The following is a 19,871-nucleotide window of genomic DNA, read 5'->3' as shown; positions in this document are numbered from 1 at the left end:
GGAATGTCCTGATACATCACCTTTGTGGCTGGGTTGACGATTCCCATGTCCATGCCCTCTTTCATGGCATTATAGAGGAAGGCGGCATGCATAGCCTCGCGCAGGTAATTGTTGCCTCTGAAGGCAAAAGACAGGTTGCTCACACCTCCGCTGACATGAGCGCCAGGCAGGTTCTTCTTTATCCATCCGGCAGCTTTTATGAAGTCTATGGCATATCTGTCGTGTTCCTTCATTCCGGTAGCCACGGTCAGGATGTTGGGGTCGAATATTATGTCGTAGGGTTTCACACCGGCTTCTTTGGTAAGTAGTCTGTATGCCCTTCGGCACACCTCCACCTTGCGGGCGTAAGTAGTGGCCTGTCCCTCCTCGTCGAATGCCATCACCACCATGGCAGCCCCATACTCCCTTATAGTCCTGGCATGAGATAGAAATAATTCCTCTCCCTCTTTCAGCGATATGGAGTTGACGATGCATTTGCCCTGCACGCATTTGAGGGCTGCCTCTATCACGTTGAAACGCGAGGAGTCTATCATCCACGGCACACGTGCCACCTCGGGGTCGGAAGCCATGAGATTGAGGAAATGGGTCATCTCCGCTTCGGTGTCTATCAGACCGTCGTCCATGTTTATGTCAAGCATCGTCGCTCCGTCTCTCACCTGTTTGCGTGCGATGGCGAGAGCCTCGTCGTATTGTTTCTCCTTGATGAGCCGTAGGAACTTCCTGCTGCCTGCCACGTTGCATCTCTCGCCTACGTTGATGAACATCCCTTCGGCTGGCGAATAGCTCTCCATGCCAGCCAGCCAGTCCACCTTGCCTGTAACCGGCAGGCTGCGTGCCTTTCTCGCCTCCACAATGTGTGAGATGGCCCTGATGTGTTCAGGCGTGGAGCCACAGCATCCACCAACGATGTTAACGCTCATGTCGTCGGCAAAAGACTTTATCGCCTCTGCCATCATCTGTGGCGTTTCGGTATATATACTCTCTTCGTCGGGGAAACCGGCATTGGGGTGGGCACTTATATAATAAGGTGAGCGTTCAGAAAGCGCCTGCAGATAAGGACGCATGTCTTCAGCACCGAAGGAGCAGTTAAGACCTACGCTGAAAATGTTCTCGTCGTGTTGCACCGATGCGAGGAAAGCGTCGAGAGTCTGTCCCGAGAGTGTGCGTCCGCTCGCGTCGGTTATGGTGACGCTGAGCATTACGGGGATTTCCCTTCCCGTAGCCACCCTCACTCTTCTTGCCGCAGCAAGGGCCGCTTTGGCGTTGAGAGTGTCGAATATGGTTTCTATCAGCCAGATGTCAACGCCGTTGTCGCTTAATACCGTCATCTGCTCTGTATATGCGTCGCATAGCTCGTCGAAAGTCAGAGTTCTGTAGGCAGGGTTTTCCACGTCGGGCGACATGGACAGCGTCTGGTTTGTGGGTCCGATTGACGCAGCCACGAACCTTGGCTTCTCAGGAGTGAGCCGTGTCATCCTGTCTGCCTCCTCTCTGGCAATCCTTGCAGCCTCCCGGTTGATCTCCTTCACGAGATGTCCGGTGTGGTAGTCGGACTGTGATATTCTCTGGGCGTTGAAGGTGTTGGTCTCTATGATGTCGGCTTCGGCTTCGAGATAAGCCCTGTGTATCTCCCTCAGCACGTCGGGACGTGTGATGGAGATGATATCGTTGTTGCCCTTCAGTTTCACGTCCCAGTCCATGAATTTCTCTCCGCGGAAGTCTTCTTCTTCCAGATGGTACCTTTGTATCATGGTGCCCATCGCTCCGTCGAGAATCCATATCCTGTCGTTGTCGCGTCTGAATGTATCGTAAAAAGACTTTGTCTTATCTTTCATTTCTGCTCTTGGTATTTCTTCTTTTTCTTGTTTCGCCTTTTGGAGAGTGTTCTCCTTGTTCCTTGCGGACCATCGTCCTTTAGTAGGCTCCTGATGATTTATAGTCCGCGTTCCTTGGCTTGGTAATATTCATGGGGGGGGTATAGTCCGTTCATTATTTTCTCCACGCTCTGTGAAGCGTTCATCGTGTAGAAGTGTATTCCGGGTACGCCATTCTCACATAGTTCCCTGCATTGGTGTTTTGCCCATTCCACTCCCACAGCCTTCACGTCATCGTTGCTCTTGCATTTCATCAGTTCGTTAGACAACCGCTTGGGGAAGTCGATGTGGAACGTCTTAGGCAGCATCGTCAGATGGTTGAGCGTTGTCAGAGGTTTCAGTCCCGGTATTACGGGCACGTTGATTCCTTCTTTGCGCAGACGTTTCACGAATGCAAAGTATTTGCTGTTGTCGAAGAACATCTGCGTCACTATATATTGTGCCCCGGCGTTCACCTTTGCCTTCAGGTTCTCGATGTCGGTTTCCATGTTCATCGCCTCGTCGTGTTTTTCCGGATACCCGGCCACACCGTATGTGAAAGGTTCAGTGAGCATCTCGTTCTGTACCCCTCCGAGCAACTGTCCGTTGTTGAAGCGGTTTATCTGCTGGCAGAGGTCAATGGCGTGTGCATGTCCTTCAGGCGTAGGAATGAATCTGTTGTCGCTTTTGGCTTTGTCTCCTCTTAGCAGCAGCAGGTCTGTTATACCCAGATAAGAGAGGTCTATCAGTTCGCTCTCTATCTCCGCTGCCGTGAATCCGCTGCAGATGATGTGTGGCACCGTGCGCACCTTGTATCGCTCCTTTATCGCAGCTGCGATTGCCACCGTTCCGGGTCTGTTGAGCACGCTGAGTTTCTTGTATGTCCCGTTGGCGAGTTCGCTGTAAAGGGTGTCGTATCTGTGTGTCGTGATGTTTATGTAGGCTGGGTCAAACGGCATCAGTCGGTCTATTGTGCGATAAATGCTGTCGATACCCTTGCCTCTTAGTGGAGGCAATACCTCAAAAGAAAAGTATGGCTTGTTTTCTGTCGTCATATAGATGATTAATAGTGATAATACAATTGAAACCTGTTTCTTTACCAATTTGAAGAAACAAAATTACTCAAAATCTTTCGCTTTCCTTGTCTAAATACAATATTTAACATACTCCATAAGCTGCCATTGTTTACATCGCTTGGGCAATAGTCTTTGAAACGCGTTTGACGCTTTGGCTTTTTATCTGGAACCGGTCATTGAGTCTTGTCAAAATTCTGATTTTTAGAAGAGTGGGGGAGTTTATTACTCGTTTAGTAATTTGAGGACAATTGTAAGGATGAAGCGGTGGATGAACCGATTTTTTCGATTTATGTCTTACAAATTGTAAATTTTTAAGGAAAATTTATAGGCTGTGTGGGAACACACACAAATTGACATAAATTAAGTTGGTAAAATCTTTGGAATATTGAAAAATAGTTATAACTTTGCAAACGTTATCCTGAAAACAATCTTTTTACCTTAAAAGACTAATACCTATTGAAAATTTAAAGCGGCAACCTGTGAAGGCAGCCGCTTTTCTGTTGTATGCTCGGCACGAGCATTGTCTAACGGGTGCAAGTCCCGAGTAAGCCTTAATAGCGGGAATTACATAGCCAAAGGCAAGGGTGTTCATCGTGAGGTGAAATCTGAAAGAAGCCGGTGGCAAACATCTGACCTAACGTACAGAAACTTCATACAAGGCATATGACCGTGGGTAAGGTTGCAACACAGACCAAAGCCCCATAGCTATTCGGAACGGTCGGTGTAAATGAAGTGGGTATAAGATGGAAAGACAATGCCCTTATCCGAGGAGGTCTCACGGACGCTTCAAATAGTTTTTTTTTACGAAAGAAGCGGAGTAAAGCTTACCGTGAGAAGTCAGCAGACGCCATAGTAGTGCAATAGTCGATAACGTTGCACGAAGGGCTGAACCTAACAATTAAACGATAGTAATTGAAACATACCTCATGAAGGAAAGAATGCAGAAAACATTATCCCAAGTTAATGGCTGCCCCCAAAGAGATAGGTCGGAAACCGAATGGTATGGGGGAGTGCAGACCTTCATGTGGATGTGTGAAGACAACATCGTGGAAGTACCATTCGACAAGGAGCACCTTTTCGAGCAAATCCTCAGTCCTTCCAATCTCAACCGAGCCTACAAGGCTGTTATGAGAAACAAAGGCTGTGGTGGTATCGACAAGATGTCATGCGAGCAGTTGCTCCCATGGCTCATGACCAACAAGGATGTGCTCATCCGTTCCTTGATGGACGGCTCTTACCGTCCGAACCCAGTGAAAAGGGTAGAAATACCCAAAGACAACGGCAAGATGCGCCTGTTGGGAATACCTACAGTAGTAGACCGTGTGGTGCAACAAGCCATCAACCAAGTACTGACTCCTATCTATGAGAACCAATTCTCCAAGACAAGCTACGGCTTCCGACCGAGAAGGGGATGCCATGATGCACTGCGTGGAGCGCAAAGGATAATCAACGAGGGCTACACCTATGTAGTAGACCTTGACCTTGAACGCTTCTTCGACACCGTGAGCCATAGCAAGCTCATAGAAATCCTCAGCCGTACGATAAAAGACGGCAGAGTTGTCAGTCTTATACACAAATATCTCCGAAGTGGTGTAATGAACAAAGGCTTGTTTGAAGCGAGTGAGGAAGGAACTCCCCAAGGAGGACCGCTAAGTCCGTTGTTGAGCAACATCATGCTCAATGAATTGGATAAAGAACTTGAACGCAGAGGGCTTCCCTTTGTACGCTATGCAGATGACTCGATGATATTTTGTAAGTCCAAGAGGGCAGCAATGCGAGTGAAGGAGTCTATAACCCGATTTATAGAGAATACTCTATATCTCAAAGTCAACAAGGAAAAGACCGTAGTGTCGTATGTGCGCGGAGTGAAATACCTCGGCTACTCCTTTTATGTGATGAAGGGCAAATGCCAACTCACAGTGCACCCAAAGTCCAAAGCCAAGATGAAATCAAGGTTGAAAGAATTGACAAGTCGCAGCAACGGATGGGGATACGCCAAGAGAAAGCAAAAGCTGAAAGAATACATAAGAGGGTGGGTCGGCTATTATCATCTTGCTAATATGAAACGTCTCTTACTTGATACTGATGAATGGTTAAGACGTCGAATACGCATGTGTATATGGAAAGCTTGGAAGAAAGTCAAGACAAAAGTGGCAAACCTCATCAGATGTGGCATTAGTAAATACCAAGCATACGAATGGGGTAATACTCGCAAGGGCTATTGGCGAATAGCTGACAGCCCTGTTCTAAAAAGGGCGATAGATAACAATAAACTACGCTCCGCAGGGTATGCTACTTTAATGGAGGCATATCTCGAATGGTATCCAAAATAGGAACCGCCGTATGCGGAACCGCACGTACGGTGGTGTGAGAGGTCGGAAAACGAAAGTAGGAAGAAAACTGCTTCGTTTTCCTCCTACTCGATTTCAGAGTTTTCATATAGTTTTTTAATGCAAAAAGCACCATTCTAAAAGCTTTTTCCTACAATGGTTGTGTAAGCAAGGATTTCCGATATTAGTTTGTCTTACCCAATGTCCGAACTATTTTATCTTTATCACGAGATATATTATTACCGGTGCTCCGACGAGAGGCGTGACGGCGTTCAGCGGTATGATGTTGCCGTTGGGGGGGAGTGTGCACACAAGGTTGCATGCAAGCGCCACGATGGCTCCAGAAATGATGGAACAGGGCATTAGGCTCGATGTAGAGTCGGTGCGGATGAAGAGGCGGGTGATATGAGGCACGGCCAGACCGATGAAAGCCACCGGACCGCAATATGCTGTGGTGACGGCTGTCTGTATTCCCGTGATAAGGAGCAACATGGCACGCACGCGGTGAGTGTTGAAGCCAAGGTTCTCGGCATACTTCTCTCCGAGCAGCAGGGCATTGAGAGGTTTAATCATGAGCAGCGACATGACGAGGCACAATATCGTGGCGGATGAGAAGATGGGCAGGTGCTGCAATGACACGCTGCTGAAGTTTCCCATTCCCCAGATGACATAAGACTGTACTCCCTGTTCGGAAGCGAAGAAGTTGAAGATGGATATTGCCGCCGACGACAGGTAGCCTATCATGATGCCGATTATCAAGAGCACCACGTTGCTAGTCACTATCCTTGAGCACGCCATCAGTAAGGCTATGACAGCCGAAGCGCCAGCCATGGCACCCGTTATTACCGCTGCGAAACCGCTAACCGTGAGCAAGTCGGTAGAGATGCTGCCGTTGAGTAGCAGCATTACGATAGCCACGCCGAGACTTGCTCCGCTGTTTATTCCGAATATTGACGGACCGGCTAATGGATTGTTGAAAGCAGTTTGCAGCATCAGGCCGCAGACTGCGAGCGATGCTCCGCAAAGCGTCGCCGTTATAGCCTGTGGCAATCTCGATTCCATTATGATGTAAGTCCATGTTTCCTTGTCTCCGTTGCCGAAGATTATGTTAAGGATGTTTCCGGCAGGAATGTCTACGGAACCTGTGGTGATGTTAAGGATGAAGAGCGCTGCAAGCAATACTGTTGAGCAGACTGCAAATAATCCTTCTCTGGTGATGGTTGTCATGATTTTATGGTTGACGAGTTGTCAAGTTTATAATGTGGCCCCACATGTCCTCCATTTAAATCGTGAGAGACTGATAACCTTGGCGGCTTTCGGATTGGTTCATTACCTTTCCAACTTGAAGAAATACTTCGGTTCTCCAATTATCGTTGCCATTTCCGGGTGGAAGGCTAATATGAAGTCTCTGAGCAGGAGATGAGGCTCAAACGGAATGTCTTCGAAGAAAGACGTTGCCGCCGTATTGCACCCGTACACCCTGCCGCTCTTGTAAGCCTTTAAGATCGTGTAGCTTGAGCTTTCGGAGGCAAGTCCGCGGAGCGTCAGAGGCGAATTGTCGGCTTTGTAGTATCTCAGAAGCCACACGTCAGCGCCGGCATTGTCGTCTATCACGCTTTCCAGCGACTTCTGTATGCTTCCGGAGCTCTTGTCGGCAGCATATGTGTATTTGGCGTTGGCATCGTATATGGTCTGGCTTATCGTGCTTTTGCCGCCAGGCAGATACCACACTCCGTTTTCCACCTTGTCCATCATCACGCTGGGACTGTACTTTGCTTTCTTGGCGAGGTCCTTCAGTCTCATATACTCCTTTTCCGTATTGCTGAACAGGCTGTCTGCCTGTTTCTCCGCTCCCCACAGCAGACCATAGAATTTCACCCATTCTGCCCTTCCCAGAGCTGTCGTTTCCATATAGTCAGCCAGTTCCACGATGGGTAGCCCCAAGTTCTCCAGCTTTCCGTATCCTCCGGAATTCTGCATTGGCGATATGAAGATGGCGTCGGGCGAGAGGGCTATTATTCTCTCTATGTTGGGTTGTGTGGAATTTCCACAGTTTGAGGTCTTGTTCTCCTTCAGCCTTTGCTTGATCCACGTAGAGTTCATGTAGTCCACGTCGAAAGCCCCTGCCAGTATATTCTCTTTTCCTAGTTTCTTGGCGAGTTCAGCATGCACGGATGTTGCTATGAGCGAGTGGGAGAGCGGTATGCCAACCACCGTTGCCCCGTCGGGTGCTTTGTCGTAGCCATCCTTCTTGCTTTTGTCCACGAGGATATATGTGTGTAGTGTTTTTCCTTTGTTCCATGGGTCGTTGAGTTTCACTTCCGTATGGTCGTTGAATTTCACTATAGAGATGTTTTCCGAGTATTTCAGATGTACGGTGTCCCCCTCCTTTCCATCCGCAGCCTGTTGCTTGTTGCCCTGGCATGCAGTGAGAAGGAGGGGGATGATGATAAGGAGAAAATATATTTTATTTCTCATATTCGGTTCATGTGGATTTTCTTGTCCTAAGCTTGTGCGGCTTGCATTTTTGCCGCAGGCTGCGGGTGTAGGCTTAGAGATCGTCGTCGTCAGCCACGTCGGCAGCTTCGAGCGACAGGTCTTCTGGGTTTTCCTCTATTGTCGTACGGTAGCTTTCCTCTGTCAGCTTGTCGTCATCAAATTCGTCGAACTCGTCCTCGTCGTTGTATTTGTCGTCTCTCAGGTCGTCGTCCTCGTCTTCGTCATCCTCGTCGTCTCTGATTTTCAGATTGTCCTCGTCGAGGTCGAGCTTCGCCTTCTCTTCTATAGGCTTCAATTTGGCGAAGATGGCTTCAGTCCATGCCCCCTTGGGTATTTCGAGCACTTCGAATCCGTCTTCCACTTTTTTCTCATACATTCCGCCCTTTTTGTGTAGTCTGTCCTTCGGCAAAGTCGTGGTGCTGATGTCGAATCCGTTCTGTATGATGTTCTGGATGCTCTGCGATAGCGACTCCCATCCCCCTCCGAAGTTTCTTTCTATCACTTCCAGGAGTTTGCTTGCCGAGATGTGGCGTATGTTTTCGTATGTGAGGTCGGTCACACGCATTATGGTTTTCTTCTTTATTCCGAACTTCAGTCGGTTCTTTTCGTCGAGTTTCACGGATCCCACTTTCAGTCCTCTCGCTTCATATTTGCTTATCACCTCCGGTCTGTCGATTTTCACCTCTTCGATTTCGAAGGCGCTTCGTATGATGTCGAGATAATGCTTTATGTTGTCGCTCAGATCAGCGTCTTTCTCTCCAGCCTCCAGCAATCTGAAGATGTCGTTTTCCTGAAGGTCCCAGACGTTGCTTTTGTTAAGTGTCTTTAGGGTAAGTGCTTTTTTTCCTGCTTCTTTCATGTCAAATTATTACAAATGCTTTATTATATACTAATGTTTTCTGTTATTGTTGTTTTAACTCGATAGAGAATTTATCACTAGCTTTTCATCCTATTGTGTTTAAGTTCCTTGTCAAAGACTTTTTTCTATGATGCAGAATTCGTCTTTGTCATCGAGCACAGGGAATGTCTTTCTGAATTTATCCAGCTTTTCAATGTCCAGCTCCGCGCTTGTCCATCCTTCCTCGGCTCCTCCGCCTGCCATCACCTTGCCGTATGGCGACACTATGGCGCTGGCTCCCGTATAGGTGCATTGGTCGTCGGTTCCCACTCTGTTGGCTCCCAACACGAAGCATTGGTTCTCTATAGCCCTTGCCTTGAGCAGCGTGCTCCACACCTCTTCTCTCGGTGTGGGCCAGTTTGCCACACATATTATGGCGTCGTAGTCGAGGTCGTTTCGGCTCCACACTGGGAAGCGCAGGTCGTAGCATATCAGCAGCAGAAACCTCACTCCCTTGTATTCCGCCACCACTCTTCTCGTGCCTGCCGTGTAGCTTTTATGCTCTCCGCCGGCAAAGAACAGGTGCTTCTTGTCGTAGTGTTCCACCCGTCCGTCGGGATAGACGAAATAGCTTCTGTTCACGAATTTCCCCCCGTCGGTCTTGACCGACAGACTTCCGCATATTGCGGCATCATGTTTCCTGGCCATGCTTTTCATCCATGCCAGCGAGCCGTTGGATGAGCAGAAATCCTCTTCCTCGGCTATTCCTTCCGGACTGGTAGCAAAACCGGTGCTCCACATTTCTGGCAGTATGTATATGTCCGACTTGGGTGCCTGACAGAGTAATACCTCCGCATTCTGTTGGTTATCAGATGGTTTTCCCCATACGGTGTTCGTTTGCAGAATTGTCGCTCTCATTTATTATCGTTTTTTGCCCCCAAAGGGTGTTGCAAAAGTAATACATTATCCTTTATCAGCAAGTTTTTGGAGGATATTTTTTGCACGTATGACATATATTTCATAATTTTGCAGATATGAGTCAACCATTAGCTGAAAGAATGCGGCCCAATACTCTCGATGAGTACATAGGCCAGCGACATTTGGTGGGAAAGGGAGCTGTGCTGCGCAACATGATAGAAGCGCGGCGCATCACCTCTTTTATATTATGGGGCCCTCCCGGAGTGGGCAAGACCACATTGGCGCAGATCGTGGCAAACACGCTGCAGCTGCCTTTCTATACGCTGAGCGCCGTGACGAGCGGTGTGAAAGACGTGAGAGAGGTTATAGACAAAGCACGTGGCGGCAGATTCTTCAACGAGGGCAACCCGATACTCTTCATCGACGAGATCCATCGTTTCAGCAAGAGCCAGCAAGACTCCCTGCTCGGAGCTGTGGAGAAGGGCGTGGTGACTCTGATAGGCGCCACTACCGAAAACCCCTCCTTCGAGGTTATCCGCCCATTGCTCTCGCGCTGTCAGCTCTATGTGCTGAAGCCCCTTGGCGACGACGACCTCATGGAACTCATGCAGCGGGCAATCACCCATGACCCCGAACTGAGCCAGCGCCAGATAGTGCTCAAGGAGACTGGCGCCATTCTCAGATATAGCGGTGGCGACGCACGCAAGCTGCTCAACATCCTGGAGCTTGTAGTGGAATCGAGTTCCGACGAAAAGGTGGTGATAGAAGACAAGCGCGTGGTGGAATGCCTGCAGCAGAACCCCATGGCCTACGACAAGGGCGGCGAGATGCACTACGACATCATCTCTGCCTTCATCAAAAGCATCCGAGGTTCAGACCCGGATGCAGCGCTCTATTGGCTCGCCCGCATGATAGAGGGAGGCGAAGACCCGTCGTTCATCGCCCGCCGCCTCGTGATAAGCGCTTCTGAGGATGTCGGACTTGCCAATCCAAACGCCCTGCTGCTTGCCAACGCCGCCTTCGACGCTGTGATGAAGATAGGATGGCCGGAGGGTAGAATTCCGCTTGCCGAGGCAACGGTCTATCTCGCCGCTTCGCCCAAAAGCAATTCTGCCTACAACGGAATAAACAAGGCGCTGCAGATTGTGAGGCAGACAGGCAACCAGCCCGTGCCTCTGCATCTTCGCAATGCGCCTACGGAGATGATGAAAGACCTGGGCTATGCTTCTGGCTACAAATACTCCCACGACTATCCGGGACATTTCGTGGAGCAGCAGTTCATGCCCGACTCGCTTCGAGACACGAGGATCTGGGAGGCGCAGCATTCTCCCTCTGAAGACAAACTCTACCGCCGCATGGTGGAATGTTGGGGAGACAGGTTCAAAGATGGAAATTAATGAAAAACATACCGTTTATATAAACTGACATATAAACAGGTGGGTAATAAACAGGTAAATATAAACAGACAGAAAAAGAGAAAAACATTTAAAGAACAAGGAGCTTTCCCATTGAGACAGACGGTTTGACTGCTGCGGCCATTCCCGAATTCTTATAGGGATTCTTTGGATTTTATTAACTGAAAAACAAGAAAATCATGAAAATAGTAGTATTAGACGGATATGGAATGAATCCCGGAGACCTTAGCTGGGATGAATTGAAGAGTCTGGGAGAAGTGGTGGTCTACGACCGCACAGACAGTAATGACATCATCGCAAGGGCAGCAGATGCCGACGCGGTGCTCGTGAACAAGGTGGTGCTTGATGAGAAAACGCTCAAGAGCCTGCCCAAGTTGAAGTATGTAGGAGTGCTCGCCACAGGCTACAACGTGGTAGACGTGGCAGCTGCTGCTGAATGCGGAGTGACCGTGACCAACATTCCTGCCTATAGTACTGACAGCGTGGTGCAGATGACCTTTGCCCACATTCTCAACATCACGAACCGTGTGGCTCACTATGCGCGCCTCAACCGCGAGGGCAGATGGAGCTCAAACGAGGATTTCTGCTATTGGGACACGCCGCTGCCTGAACTGTCAGGACTCACGCTAGGAATCGTTGGACTCGGAAATATCGGAATGAAGGTGGCAAATATCGCCCGCAACTTCGGTATGGAGGTTTATGCCGACACGAGCAAGAATTCAGCTAGTCTGCCTGAAGGAATACAGAAGACCACCTTCGAGGGACTTCTCGGAGTGTGCGACATCCTAACCCTTCATTGTCCGCTCACCGACAAGACCTGCGAACTCGTAAACGCCGAGACCATCGCCAGGATGCGTCACGGGGCAATCATCATAAACACAGGCCGCGGACCTCTCGTCAACGAGGCAGACGTGGCAGAGGCGCTCAAGTCTGGACAACTGTCAGCCTATGGCGCCGACGTGATGTGTCAGGAGCCGCCGCGCAAGGACAATCCGCTTCTTTCATGCAGTAATGCCTTCATCACACCGCATGTGGCATGGGCAACGTTCGACGCCCGCCAACGCCTGATGCGCATAGCGGTAGACAACGTGAGGGCATTCATTGATGGAACGCCTAAAAACGTGGTCAGCTGATGGAGTCGTTGCAGTTTATAATCGAGCTTCTCGGAACTTTCGCGTTTGCCATATCGGGCATACGCTCCGCCTCGTCGAAGAACTTCGACTGGTTTGGCGGCTATGTAGTAGGTCTTGCCACTGCTATCGGCGGCGGTACGATAAGGGATGTAATGCTCGGGCAGGCACCTTTCTGGATGACCAATTCTGTATATATGGTATGCACGGCGTTCGCCCTTCTCACTTTTGTGATGCTGAAACGTCAGTTCACGCGGCTCAGCAAGACGTGGTTCCTATTCGACACCCTTGGTCTTGCCCTCTTCACCATCGCCGGACTGCAGAAGACCCTGATTGCCGGATATCCGTTCTGGGTGGCCATCATCATGGGCTGCATGACGGGAGCTGCCGGCGGTGTGCTTCGCGACGTGCTAGTGAATGAGGTGCCGCTGATTTTCCGAAAGGAGATCTATGCCATCGCCTGCATTTTGGGCGGTCTCGTTTATTGGGTCTGCACGCTCGTTGGCGTGCCTGTAGCACTTACGGTCATTATCACATTCTGGGCAGTTGTGGTGGTGAGAATTCTCGCCGTGAAATACAGCATTTCGCTGCCAGTGCTCAAAGACCCTGATCTTTGGAAAAAATAGTCTCTCTGTATTTCCACACCATGTTGACAATCTCCTCACCATATTTCTCGGCTTTCACTCTGCCGATCTGAGGGATTGTCATTAGGGTGTGAATGTCTGTCGGCAGCAGGCAGGCTATGCCCGTAAGCGCCTTGGTGGTCAGTATGCAGTATGCCGGCAGTCCTGCCTCCGTGGCTTTCGTGTGGCGCCATTGCTTCAGCGTTTCGAGCAGCAATGGATGGGTTGCATCTTCGGGGATGTCTGCCTTGGCAGCAGTTGCCGTTTTGGTTCTTTTCCTTTCCGCTGCAGCGCCTTGGCGGTTGTCGCCAAGGAGAAGCGCAGCCTTGTGGGTGAGATATCCGTCAACTGAGAATTTCTCGTTGCGTGCATATTCCAGCATTCCCGTTTTCATAATCAGCGCCTCAGCCAGCAGTTCCTTTGCGTTGGCAGCCTGTTTGGCTGTCTGCTTGTTGTTTGTGGCTAGTTCAGATTTCTTCAGCAGGTCGGAGATGGTAGTTGTCTTCTCCAGGAAATAAACCGCCCCTTTCGTTATGCGCCCCTGCAGTTCGTCGCCTACGCAGCCGCCGGCCGTTTCCTTTGTCACGGCTGCCATTCTCTCGTATTGCATCTTGAATCTAGCCGCTACAGTCTCCACGTCGCTTTTGAAAGTCTCCAGCGCTACCTTGTATTGCTGCAGAAGGTCGGGATACGCCTTGTATAGATGTTCGTCGATGACCCTGGTGATGTTTGCCAGCGCCACCCCAAGTGGCTTGAAGTCGAATAGCCGTGTGATGAGGCTCGTGGTGTAAGCGCGCCGCATCCTTTCCACGTCGCTCTCCGTAGGTATGCCGTTGCGGATTTCCCGGGTGTAAGCGTCCACCGTAGAGTCGCTTATCAGCGAACTGCGTGTGATTGGTGCGGCGAGCACCATGCCTTGCAGCGTCTTGCATCGGCTCAGCGCCACGTAGGTCTGTCCGTGTGTGAACGAGGCGTGAGCATCGATAATGGCGTGGCTGAATGTCAGTCCCTGGCTTTTGTGGATTGTTATTGCCCATGCCGCCTTTACGGGAAACTGGCTGAATGTGCCTTCCACCTTTTCCTCAATCTCGTTGGTCTCTGCGTTTATCCTGTATTTGCAGTTCTGCCATGTCTCCCTTTCCACGTCGATTACGCCGTCCCTGTCGGCAGGTCTCACGCTAAACCCCTTTTCGTTTATGGCGCACACTTCGCCTATCATGCCGTTGTAGAAGAGTTTGGCTGCCGATGAGTCGTTTTTCACGAACATCACCTGTGCTCCCATCTTCAGTGTCAGTTTTCCGTCTGTGGGGTAGGAAAGTTCAGGGAAGTCGCCCTCCACGGTTGCCGTATATGTGTATGGCTTTGTGGGCAGTGCTTCCATTTCCCTGTCGTTTGTCGCCTGTGCGAAGCTGTTGTGTGTGGTGAGCCTTATGTATCCGTCTTCTTTGCGCGGCTTGAAATTGGGTATGCAGCGAGAGTTCAGGGTGCTGAGTGCCTCGTCGTCGATGTTTTTAGAGCGTATCTTGTTGAGCAGTTCCACGAAATGCATGTCGTCCTGTCTGAATACCTGTTTCAGTTCTATCGTGGCGTAGTCGGTGGCTTTCAGTGCCCTACTGTCGAAGAAGTAAGGCGAGGCGTAATATTGGCTGAGCATCCGCCATTCCTCCTCTCTCACTACGGGTGCCAACTGCTCCAGGTCGCCGATGAGCAGCATCTGCATCCCTCCGAACGGCTTGTCGCTTCGTCGCAGCCGCCTCAGCGCGTCGTCGATGGCGTCGAGCAGATCGGCCCTCACCATGCTCACCTCGTCGATTACCATGATGTCTGCTCCGCGTATTATCCTCAGTTTCTCCTTTCCGAATCTGTAGTGCTGCTGTTGCTGGTTTCCCGTGTGGGTGCCTGGCACGTAGGGCGAGAAAGGTAGTTGGAAGAAGGAGTGGATGGTCACTCCTCTGGCGTTTATCGCCGCTATTCCCGTTGGTGCCACTACGATTATCCTCTTATTTGATTTCTTTTTCAGCTGGCGGAGAAAAGTGGTTTTTCCCGTGCCCGCCTTGCCTGTCAGGAAGAGGTTGTTGCCGGTTTCGTTGGCTATTTTCCATGCCGACTCCCATTCAGGGCTTGTCACTATGTAGTTGTCTGGGGTATTGTTGTTCATGGAGACAGTGGATTTTTGAGTATTGCAGAGTTTCTAATTTGCTCAGATTGCTATTGTTTTCCGTTTTCCGTCATTCGTAATGCCGTGAAACACTGTTTTTATTTTGTGTAGAATAGGTATATACACAAAAAAAGGAGACTTTTAAAAGCCTCCTTAAGTACGTCTGCAGGGGTTCGAACCCTGGACCCTCTGATTAAGAGTCAGATGCTCTACCAACTGAGCTACAGGCGCATCACTAATTATTTTCTTGTTTAAAGTACGTCTGCAGGGGTTCGAACCCTGGACCCTCTGATTAAGAGTCAGATGCTCTACCAACTGAGCTACAGGCGCATTTTCAATTGCTATCGGTTTAGTGATTTCCGAATTGCGAGTGCAAAGGTATGGAGTTTTGTTTAAACTTCCAAATGTTTACGGAGTTTTTTTTAATAAAATGTTGTTTTGGTAAATTCTTGTTACAAAAGTGTCTGTAATTACATTATTTAATATATAGATGCGGGTATATATCCATCGAAGATTTTATTTGAGTCGGCAGGTATACTAGTGTGTTGCTTTTATCTTGGCAGTTTAAGCGTCCTGATGACCGATTGGGATTTGATAAGTCGTTGGAACGATGCAAAAAACTGTTGGTTCTTACCCCAAAAGTCTATTAAAAGCCAATGAAAAGAACCATGGTTATGGAATGGTAATGCCTCAAGTCTGCTTCGCGAAAGGCTGACTATTTGGTTCTTCGCTACACAATAAAAACTACGCATTTGTCGGATGAGCCTATTATCTATTAACGTGGACACAGCGCTTTATTAACAGAATTTTGCAGATTGTGGAAGTCCGTTTATTTGTTTTTCCCTCCATATATTCGTATCTTTGCAGTCGCAAACGAGAAGTCGCCGTCAGTCGGTCCTGGCGGATGGTTTCCTGACAATAAGCCGTAATCCGAAGGTTGCGGTAATGATACAGAAATAATGACAATTATGGCAAGAAAGAAAAAACCGTTACCAATACTTGAGAACATACAGATAACCGACTGTGCGGCTGAGGGTAAGTCGCTGGCGAGAGTGAACGACATGGTAGTGTTTGTGCCGTTCTGCGTGCCGGGCGACATAGTAGACCTGCAGGTGAGGAAGAAAAGACACAGCTATATGGAAGCCGAAGTGATACGCTTCGTTGAAAAAAGTGCCGTAAGGGAAGAGCCTTTCTGCGAGCACTTCGGAGTGTGTGGCGGATGTAAATGGCAGAACCTGCCATATGATAAGCAGCTCGAGATGAAGCAGCGGCAGGTGTATGAGCAGCTCACACGCATCGGAAAGGTGGAGCTGCCGGAGTTCATGCCGATCCTCGGCAGCCGGAAGATTCGCGAATACAGAAACAAGCTGGAGTTCGGCTGCTCCAACAAGCGATGGATGACTCGCGAGGAGATTGCCAGCGGTGAGCCGGCAGGGGAGATGAGGGCTATAGGATTCCACATCACGGGAGCCTTCGACAAGATTCTGCCAATCCACAACTGTCATCTGATGGACGGATTGCAAAACGAAATCAGAAACTTCATCTATCAGTATGCGATCGACAACGACCTCACGTTCTTTGACCTCAGACAGCAGACAGGGCTGCTGCGCGACGTTATGGTGAGAAATTCGAATACAGGAGAGTGGATGGTGCTCGTGCAGTTCCACTACGACGAAGAGGGCGACCGCGAGCGCTCGCTGCAGCTCATGGAGGCGCTGGCAGACAGATTCCCGCAGATAACCTCGCTGCTATATGTTGACAACCAGAAGTGTAACGACACATTCGGCGACCTGGAGCTGACTCTCTACAAAGGCAACGACCATATCTTCGAGATTATGGAGGGTCTTCGCTTCAAGGTGGGACCGAAGAGTTTCTATCAGACCAACACCGACCAGGCATACCATCTGTATTCCGTGGCACGCCAGTTCGCCGGTCTCACAGGCGAGGAGGTTGTCTATGACCTCTATACCGGAACGGGAACGATTGCCAACTTCGTGGCACGCAGCGCCAAGAAGGTGGTGGGGATTGAATACGTGCCCGAGGCTATCGAAGACGCCAAGGTGAATTCGGACATCAACGGCATCGGCAACACGCTCTTTTTTGCGGGCGACATGAAGGATATTCTTACCGACGAGTTCATTGCCGGTCATGGCCGTCCCGATGTTATAATAACCGACCCTCCACGTGCCGGAATGCATCCAGACGTGGTGGAGACAATCCTCAGGGCAAAGCCGAGACGCATCGTATACGTGAGCTGCAACCCTGCCACACAGGCACGCGACCTGCAGCTCCTCGACCGTTTGTACAAGGTGGTGGCTGTACAGCCCGTAGACATGTTCCCGCATACTCCGCATGTGGAGAATGTGGTGGCGCTGGAACTGAAATGATTTGAGTCCAAGCCGGCCATTAAAGCTTGCTTGGACTTTGAATATTGGAAGAGTGGATCTGGGGGGACTTTAAACGGAAACGGTCTTCCTTAATCCATTTCACCACGGCATCGTCGGTATTAAGCCCTATGACCTCGCTGGCGGCGAGCTTCACTTCAGAATAGGCGTTCTCTACCGCCACGCTCCAATCTGCGGCACGCATCATCGGGATATCGTTCAGATTGTCGCCGAACACCACCACACGCTCGGCACCCGTGGCAGCCTTCACCTGCTCGATGGCAAGCGCCTTTGTGGTGCCCTCCATGTAGATGTCGATGAAGCCCAGACCATTGTCGAAGATATCATGGTAGCAGTTGTATGAACACGGGATTCCCTCCCTGTCGATATCATCGGCAATGGCTCTGAGATGGTCAAAGTTGCCCATGCCGAAGATGAGCATCACGTCGCTTGTGTCGATGTTCAGCTCAGAACCCTCCACGGTTTCAAGGCATTTGTATGGCGAAAGGATGCGCGGACGGATGAAGTCGAGTTCGGCATCGGTCATCTCGCTCACGTGCTCCACCACTATCTTGTTGCCACGGCGGTGGTAGACGAAGGGATGGCTGCCCCGGCGCTCGAAGATGCCGAGGATTCTCGCCATGTGGTTAGGGCAGATTGTCCTTGCCGAAATGTAATCCCTGCGCCCGTTGTCCCATAGAGCGCATCCAGCCATTACGATGAACGGGATGTTGGTATTCACGTTTCTCATCAGGTCTACGGCGGTGGCAGGAGTGCGTGCTGTGGCGATGGTGAAGAGCGCCCCATCGGCAATCAGCTCGTTGAGCGTCCGCTCTGTGACAGGCGATAGTATCGAAGAGTCGTTGAGCAGCGTTCCGTCGAGGTCGGAGACATAGAGGGTGTTGTTTTCGTACATATTACTGTTTTCTGTTGAATCTGATTTTCTTTTATGCAGCTTCTTGCGTTTCCATTTTTCTGAACGTGAGATATAGAGCCGTGAGCATCATACAACCCGTTATCATCCACGAAACGGGGTATATCCCCATTAGTGTCTGGAAGCCGTGCCAATGGCGTGCCACTACGAATATCCAGAATATCCTGAGCAGACACGTGCCCACGATTGTAATCAGCGTGGGCAGCATCGATCGCCCCATACCTCTGAGGGCAGCACCCGAAATCTCGTAGCTGCATGCTATCCATTGGGTGGTGAGCACCACCATCATCCTTCTTGAACCATAGTCGAGCACCTCGCCGTCGGTGGAGAAAGCGCTGAGACACAGGTCGTGCTGCCAAGCTATGAGGAGGTTGGAAATACAACACAAGGCGAAGCTCAGAGCCATGCAAATCCAGTAAATCCTTTTCACCCGAAGCATGTTGCCGGCACCATAATTCTGTCCTACGAAACTTATCGCCGCTCCGCTGAAGGCAGCAACGATGAAGTAGCAGTAACACTCATAATTGAGGGCCGCCGCCGAGCCAGCTATTGCCGCCGAGCCGTAGCCGTTGATTGCCGACTGCATGAGCACGTTGGAAAATGAGAAAATCATTCCCTGTATTCCTGCCGGCACACCTATCTGGAGCATCCTTTTCAGCTCCTTCCATTCCACGCGGATACCCTTCACGTCAAGCTTGTAGGGTTCGGCTTCGCTGATGAGGATCCTCACTATCAGCGTGGCGCTTATGGCGTTTGCTATACACGTGGCGATTGCCACGCCAGCCACGCTCATGTGGAAGACCACCACGAGCAAGAGGTTGAGCAAGGCGTTCACCACTCCTGCCGCTATCAGAATGTATAACGGACGCTTCGTGTCGCCGATACTTCGCAGGATGGCCGCGGCGAAATTGAACACCATGAGGAAAGGCATTCCGCAGAAATATATCCTGAGATAGAGTTCGGCAAGATCGAGCACATCTTCGGGTGTGTCGATGAGTTCGAGGATGGGTTTTGCTGCCATGAAGCCCAGGAACATAAGGAATATTCCGCTTGCCACGGCCACGAATGCCGCCGTGCTGATTGCCTTCTTCGTGCTGTTGTCGTCTCTTTGTCCGATGTGGTTGGATATGACCACCGTGGCTCCCATCGATACGCCGATAAAGAGGTTGATGAGAAGGTTTATCACCGGTCCGTTGCTGCCCACGGCGGCGAGCGCCTCCCTGCTGGCGAAATGTCCCACCACAGCCACGTCGATTGAATTGAACAGCTGCTGCATCATGCTGCTTAGAGCCAAGGGCAGGGCGAAGACGAGAATCTTCTTCAGCAGCGGTCCGTGGAGCATGTCTATCTCTTTGCTGTTGCTTTTCATGATAAGTATGTCAGATGATTTCCTCCACCTCCTCTTCTGTTACGAGATTGAAGTCGCCGGGGATGGTATTTTTCAATGCAGAAGCCGCGAGGGCGAAGTCGAGGCACTTCTTGTTGTCGTTGCCGTTCTTGGAGAAGGCATGCACGTAGGCAGCGATGAAAGCGTCGCCCACGCCCATCGGGTCGAGCACGTTGTCTATGTCGTAGACACGCGCCGTGTAGAGCCTGTCGTCGGCATAGAGCACTCCTGAGAGCAGGTGGTGGTTGGCAGAGAGCGTGTCGCGCAGCGCTATGATCATCTTCTTCGCCTTGGGCAGTATCTTCTGTGCATGGCGGAAGAATTCG

The 19,871-nt window shown here is 50.3% G+C and carries 15 protein-coding genes and 2 tRNA genes; 5 read left to right on the top strand and 12 right to left on the bottom strand.

Annotation, left to right across the window (positions count from 1 at the left end; translation table 11 throughout):
* Together CCC32_RS09045 and metF are read right to left on the bottom strand one after the other, a co-directional pair.
* The coding region (locus CCC32_RS09045; protein ID WP_287073915.1) for a homocysteine S-methyltransferase family protein at nt 1–1,835 on the bottom strand (1,835 nt) is incomplete at its 3' end.
* A gap of 98 nt (nt 1,836–1,933) precedes the next feature.
* Nucleotides 1,934–2,908, bottom strand: a complete 975-nt coding sequence (gene metF / locus CCC32_RS09040) for a methylenetetrahydrofolate reductase [NAD(P)H] (RefSeq protein ID WP_287073911.1) — start codon at nt 2,906–2,908, stop codon at nt 1,934–1,936.
* A 947-nt stretch (nt 2,909–3,855) separates the two neighbouring features.
* Here metF and ltrA point away from each other — a divergent pair.
* Nucleotides 3,856–5,262, top strand: a complete 1,407-nt coding sequence (ltrA, locus tag CCC32_RS09035; RefSeq protein ID WP_287072881.1) for a group II intron reverse transcriptase/maturase — start codon at nt 3,856–3,858, stop codon at nt 5,260–5,262.
* 207 nt (nt 5,263–5,469) lie between these two features.
* On the opposite strand, the gene CCC32_RS09030 is transcribed toward ltrA, so the two are convergent.
* From CCC32_RS09030 to CCC32_RS09015, 4 genes are all read right to left on the bottom strand, one after another.
* The gene (locus CCC32_RS09030) at nt 5,470–6,477 is read right to left on the bottom strand and encodes an iron chelate uptake ABC transporter family permease subunit (protein WP_502705615.1); all 1,008 of its coding nucleotides are present in this window, start codon (nt 6,475–6,477) and stop codon (nt 5,470–5,472) included.
* 111 nt (nt 6,478–6,588) lie between these two features.
* Complete coding sequence (locus CCC32_RS09025) at nt 6,589–7,737, bottom strand: ABC transporter substrate-binding protein (protein WP_287073905.1); 1,149 nt, start codon at nt 7,735–7,737, stop codon at nt 6,589–6,591.
* Nucleotides 7,738–7,810: 73 nt separating this feature from the next.
* The gene (locus tag CCC32_RS09020; protein WP_287073902.1) at nt 7,811–8,617 is read right to left on the bottom strand and encodes a hypothetical protein; all 807 of its coding nucleotides are present in this window, start codon (nt 8,615–8,617) and stop codon (nt 7,811–7,813) included.
* 111 nt (nt 8,618–8,728) lie between these two features.
* Nucleotides 8,729–9,514 (bottom strand): nitrilase-related carbon-nitrogen hydrolase, encoded by a 786-nt coding sequence (locus tag CCC32_RS09015; protein WP_022317117.1) that lies wholly within the window; start codon nt 9,512–9,514, stop codon nt 8,729–8,731.
* Between the two features lie 116 nt (nt 9,515–9,630).
* On the opposite strand from CCC32_RS09015, the gene CCC32_RS09010 reads away from it, so the two are divergent.
* The 3 genes from CCC32_RS09010 to CCC32_RS09000 all read left to right on the top strand — a co-directional run bounded on the left by CCC32_RS09010 (nt 9,631) and on the right by CCC32_RS09000 (nt 12,685).
* Nucleotides 9,631–10,911, top strand: a complete 1,281-nt coding sequence (locus CCC32_RS09010; RefSeq protein ID WP_044064928.1) for a replication-associated recombination protein A — start codon at nt 9,631–9,633, stop codon at nt 10,909–10,911.
* A gap of 197 nt (nt 10,912–11,108) precedes the next feature.
* Entirely contained in the window at nt 11,109–12,062 is a 954-nt protein-coding gene (locus tag CCC32_RS09005) for a D-2-hydroxyacid dehydrogenase (RefSeq protein ID WP_287073900.1), read from the top strand.
* The gene (locus tag CCC32_RS09000) at nt 12,062–12,685 is read left to right on the top strand and encodes a trimeric intracellular cation channel family protein (RefSeq protein WP_022317113.1); all 624 of its coding nucleotides are present in this window, start codon (nt 12,062–12,064) and stop codon (nt 12,683–12,685) included. Before CCC32_RS09005 ends, CCC32_RS09000 begins: the two co-directional genes overlap by 1 nt.
* Here CCC32_RS09000 and CCC32_RS08995 read toward each other — a convergent pair.
* The 3 genes from CCC32_RS08995 to CCC32_RS08985 form a co-directional block, all read right to left on the bottom strand.
* A complete protein-coding gene (locus tag CCC32_RS08995) occupies nt 12,657–14,840 on the bottom strand; it encodes an AAA family ATPase (protein WP_287073897.1) in 2,184 nt (727 codons plus the stop codon). The two genes, CCC32_RS09000 and CCC32_RS08995, sit on opposite strands and share 29 nt — an antisense overlap.
* A 158-nt stretch (nt 14,841–14,998) precedes the next feature.
* Nucleotides 14,999–15,071 (bottom strand) — tRNA-Lys (locus tag CCC32_RS08990).
* Nucleotides 15,072–15,097: 26 nt separating this feature from the next.
* Nucleotides 15,098–15,170: transfer RNA gene (locus CCC32_RS08985), tRNA-Lys, on the bottom strand.
* 638 nt (nt 15,171–15,808) lie between these two features.
* Between CCC32_RS08985 and rlmD the strand changes: the two genes are divergently transcribed.
* Entirely contained in the window at nt 15,809–17,227 is a 1,419-nt protein-coding gene (gene rlmD, locus CCC32_RS08980) for a 23S rRNA (uracil(1939)-C(5))-methyltransferase RlmD (protein ID WP_022317111.1), read from the top strand.
* 19 nt (nt 17,228–17,246) lie between these two features.
* On the opposite strand, the gene CCC32_RS08975 is transcribed toward rlmD, so the two are convergent.
* From CCC32_RS08975 to CCC32_RS08965, 3 genes are all read right to left on the bottom strand, one after another.
* Nucleotides 17,247–18,140 carry an HAD-IIB family hydrolase gene (locus tag CCC32_RS08975; RefSeq protein ID WP_287073894.1) on the bottom strand — a complete coding sequence of 298 codons (894 nt, stop codon included), beginning with the start codon at nt 18,138–18,140 and terminating at the stop codon, nt 17,247–17,249.
* A gap of 31 nt (nt 18,141–18,171) precedes the next feature.
* The gene (locus CCC32_RS08970) at nt 18,172–19,527 is read right to left on the bottom strand and encodes an MATE family efflux transporter (RefSeq protein WP_287073891.1); all 1,356 of its coding nucleotides are present in this window, start codon (nt 19,525–19,527) and stop codon (nt 18,172–18,174) included.
* A 10-nt stretch (nt 19,528–19,537) separates the two neighbouring features.
* Nucleotides 19,538–19,871 (bottom strand): PfkB family carbohydrate kinase (locus CCC32_RS08965; protein ID WP_287073889.1); only part of this gene is annotated, 334 nt, incomplete at its 5' end.

Source organism: Prevotella sp. LMAG:51, assembly GCF_008680225.1.
GTDB lineage: Bacteria > Bacteroidota > Bacteroidia > Bacteroidales > Bacteroidaceae > Prevotella > Prevotella pectinovora.
This window is presented reverse-complemented; position numbering and strand designations above follow the sequence as displayed.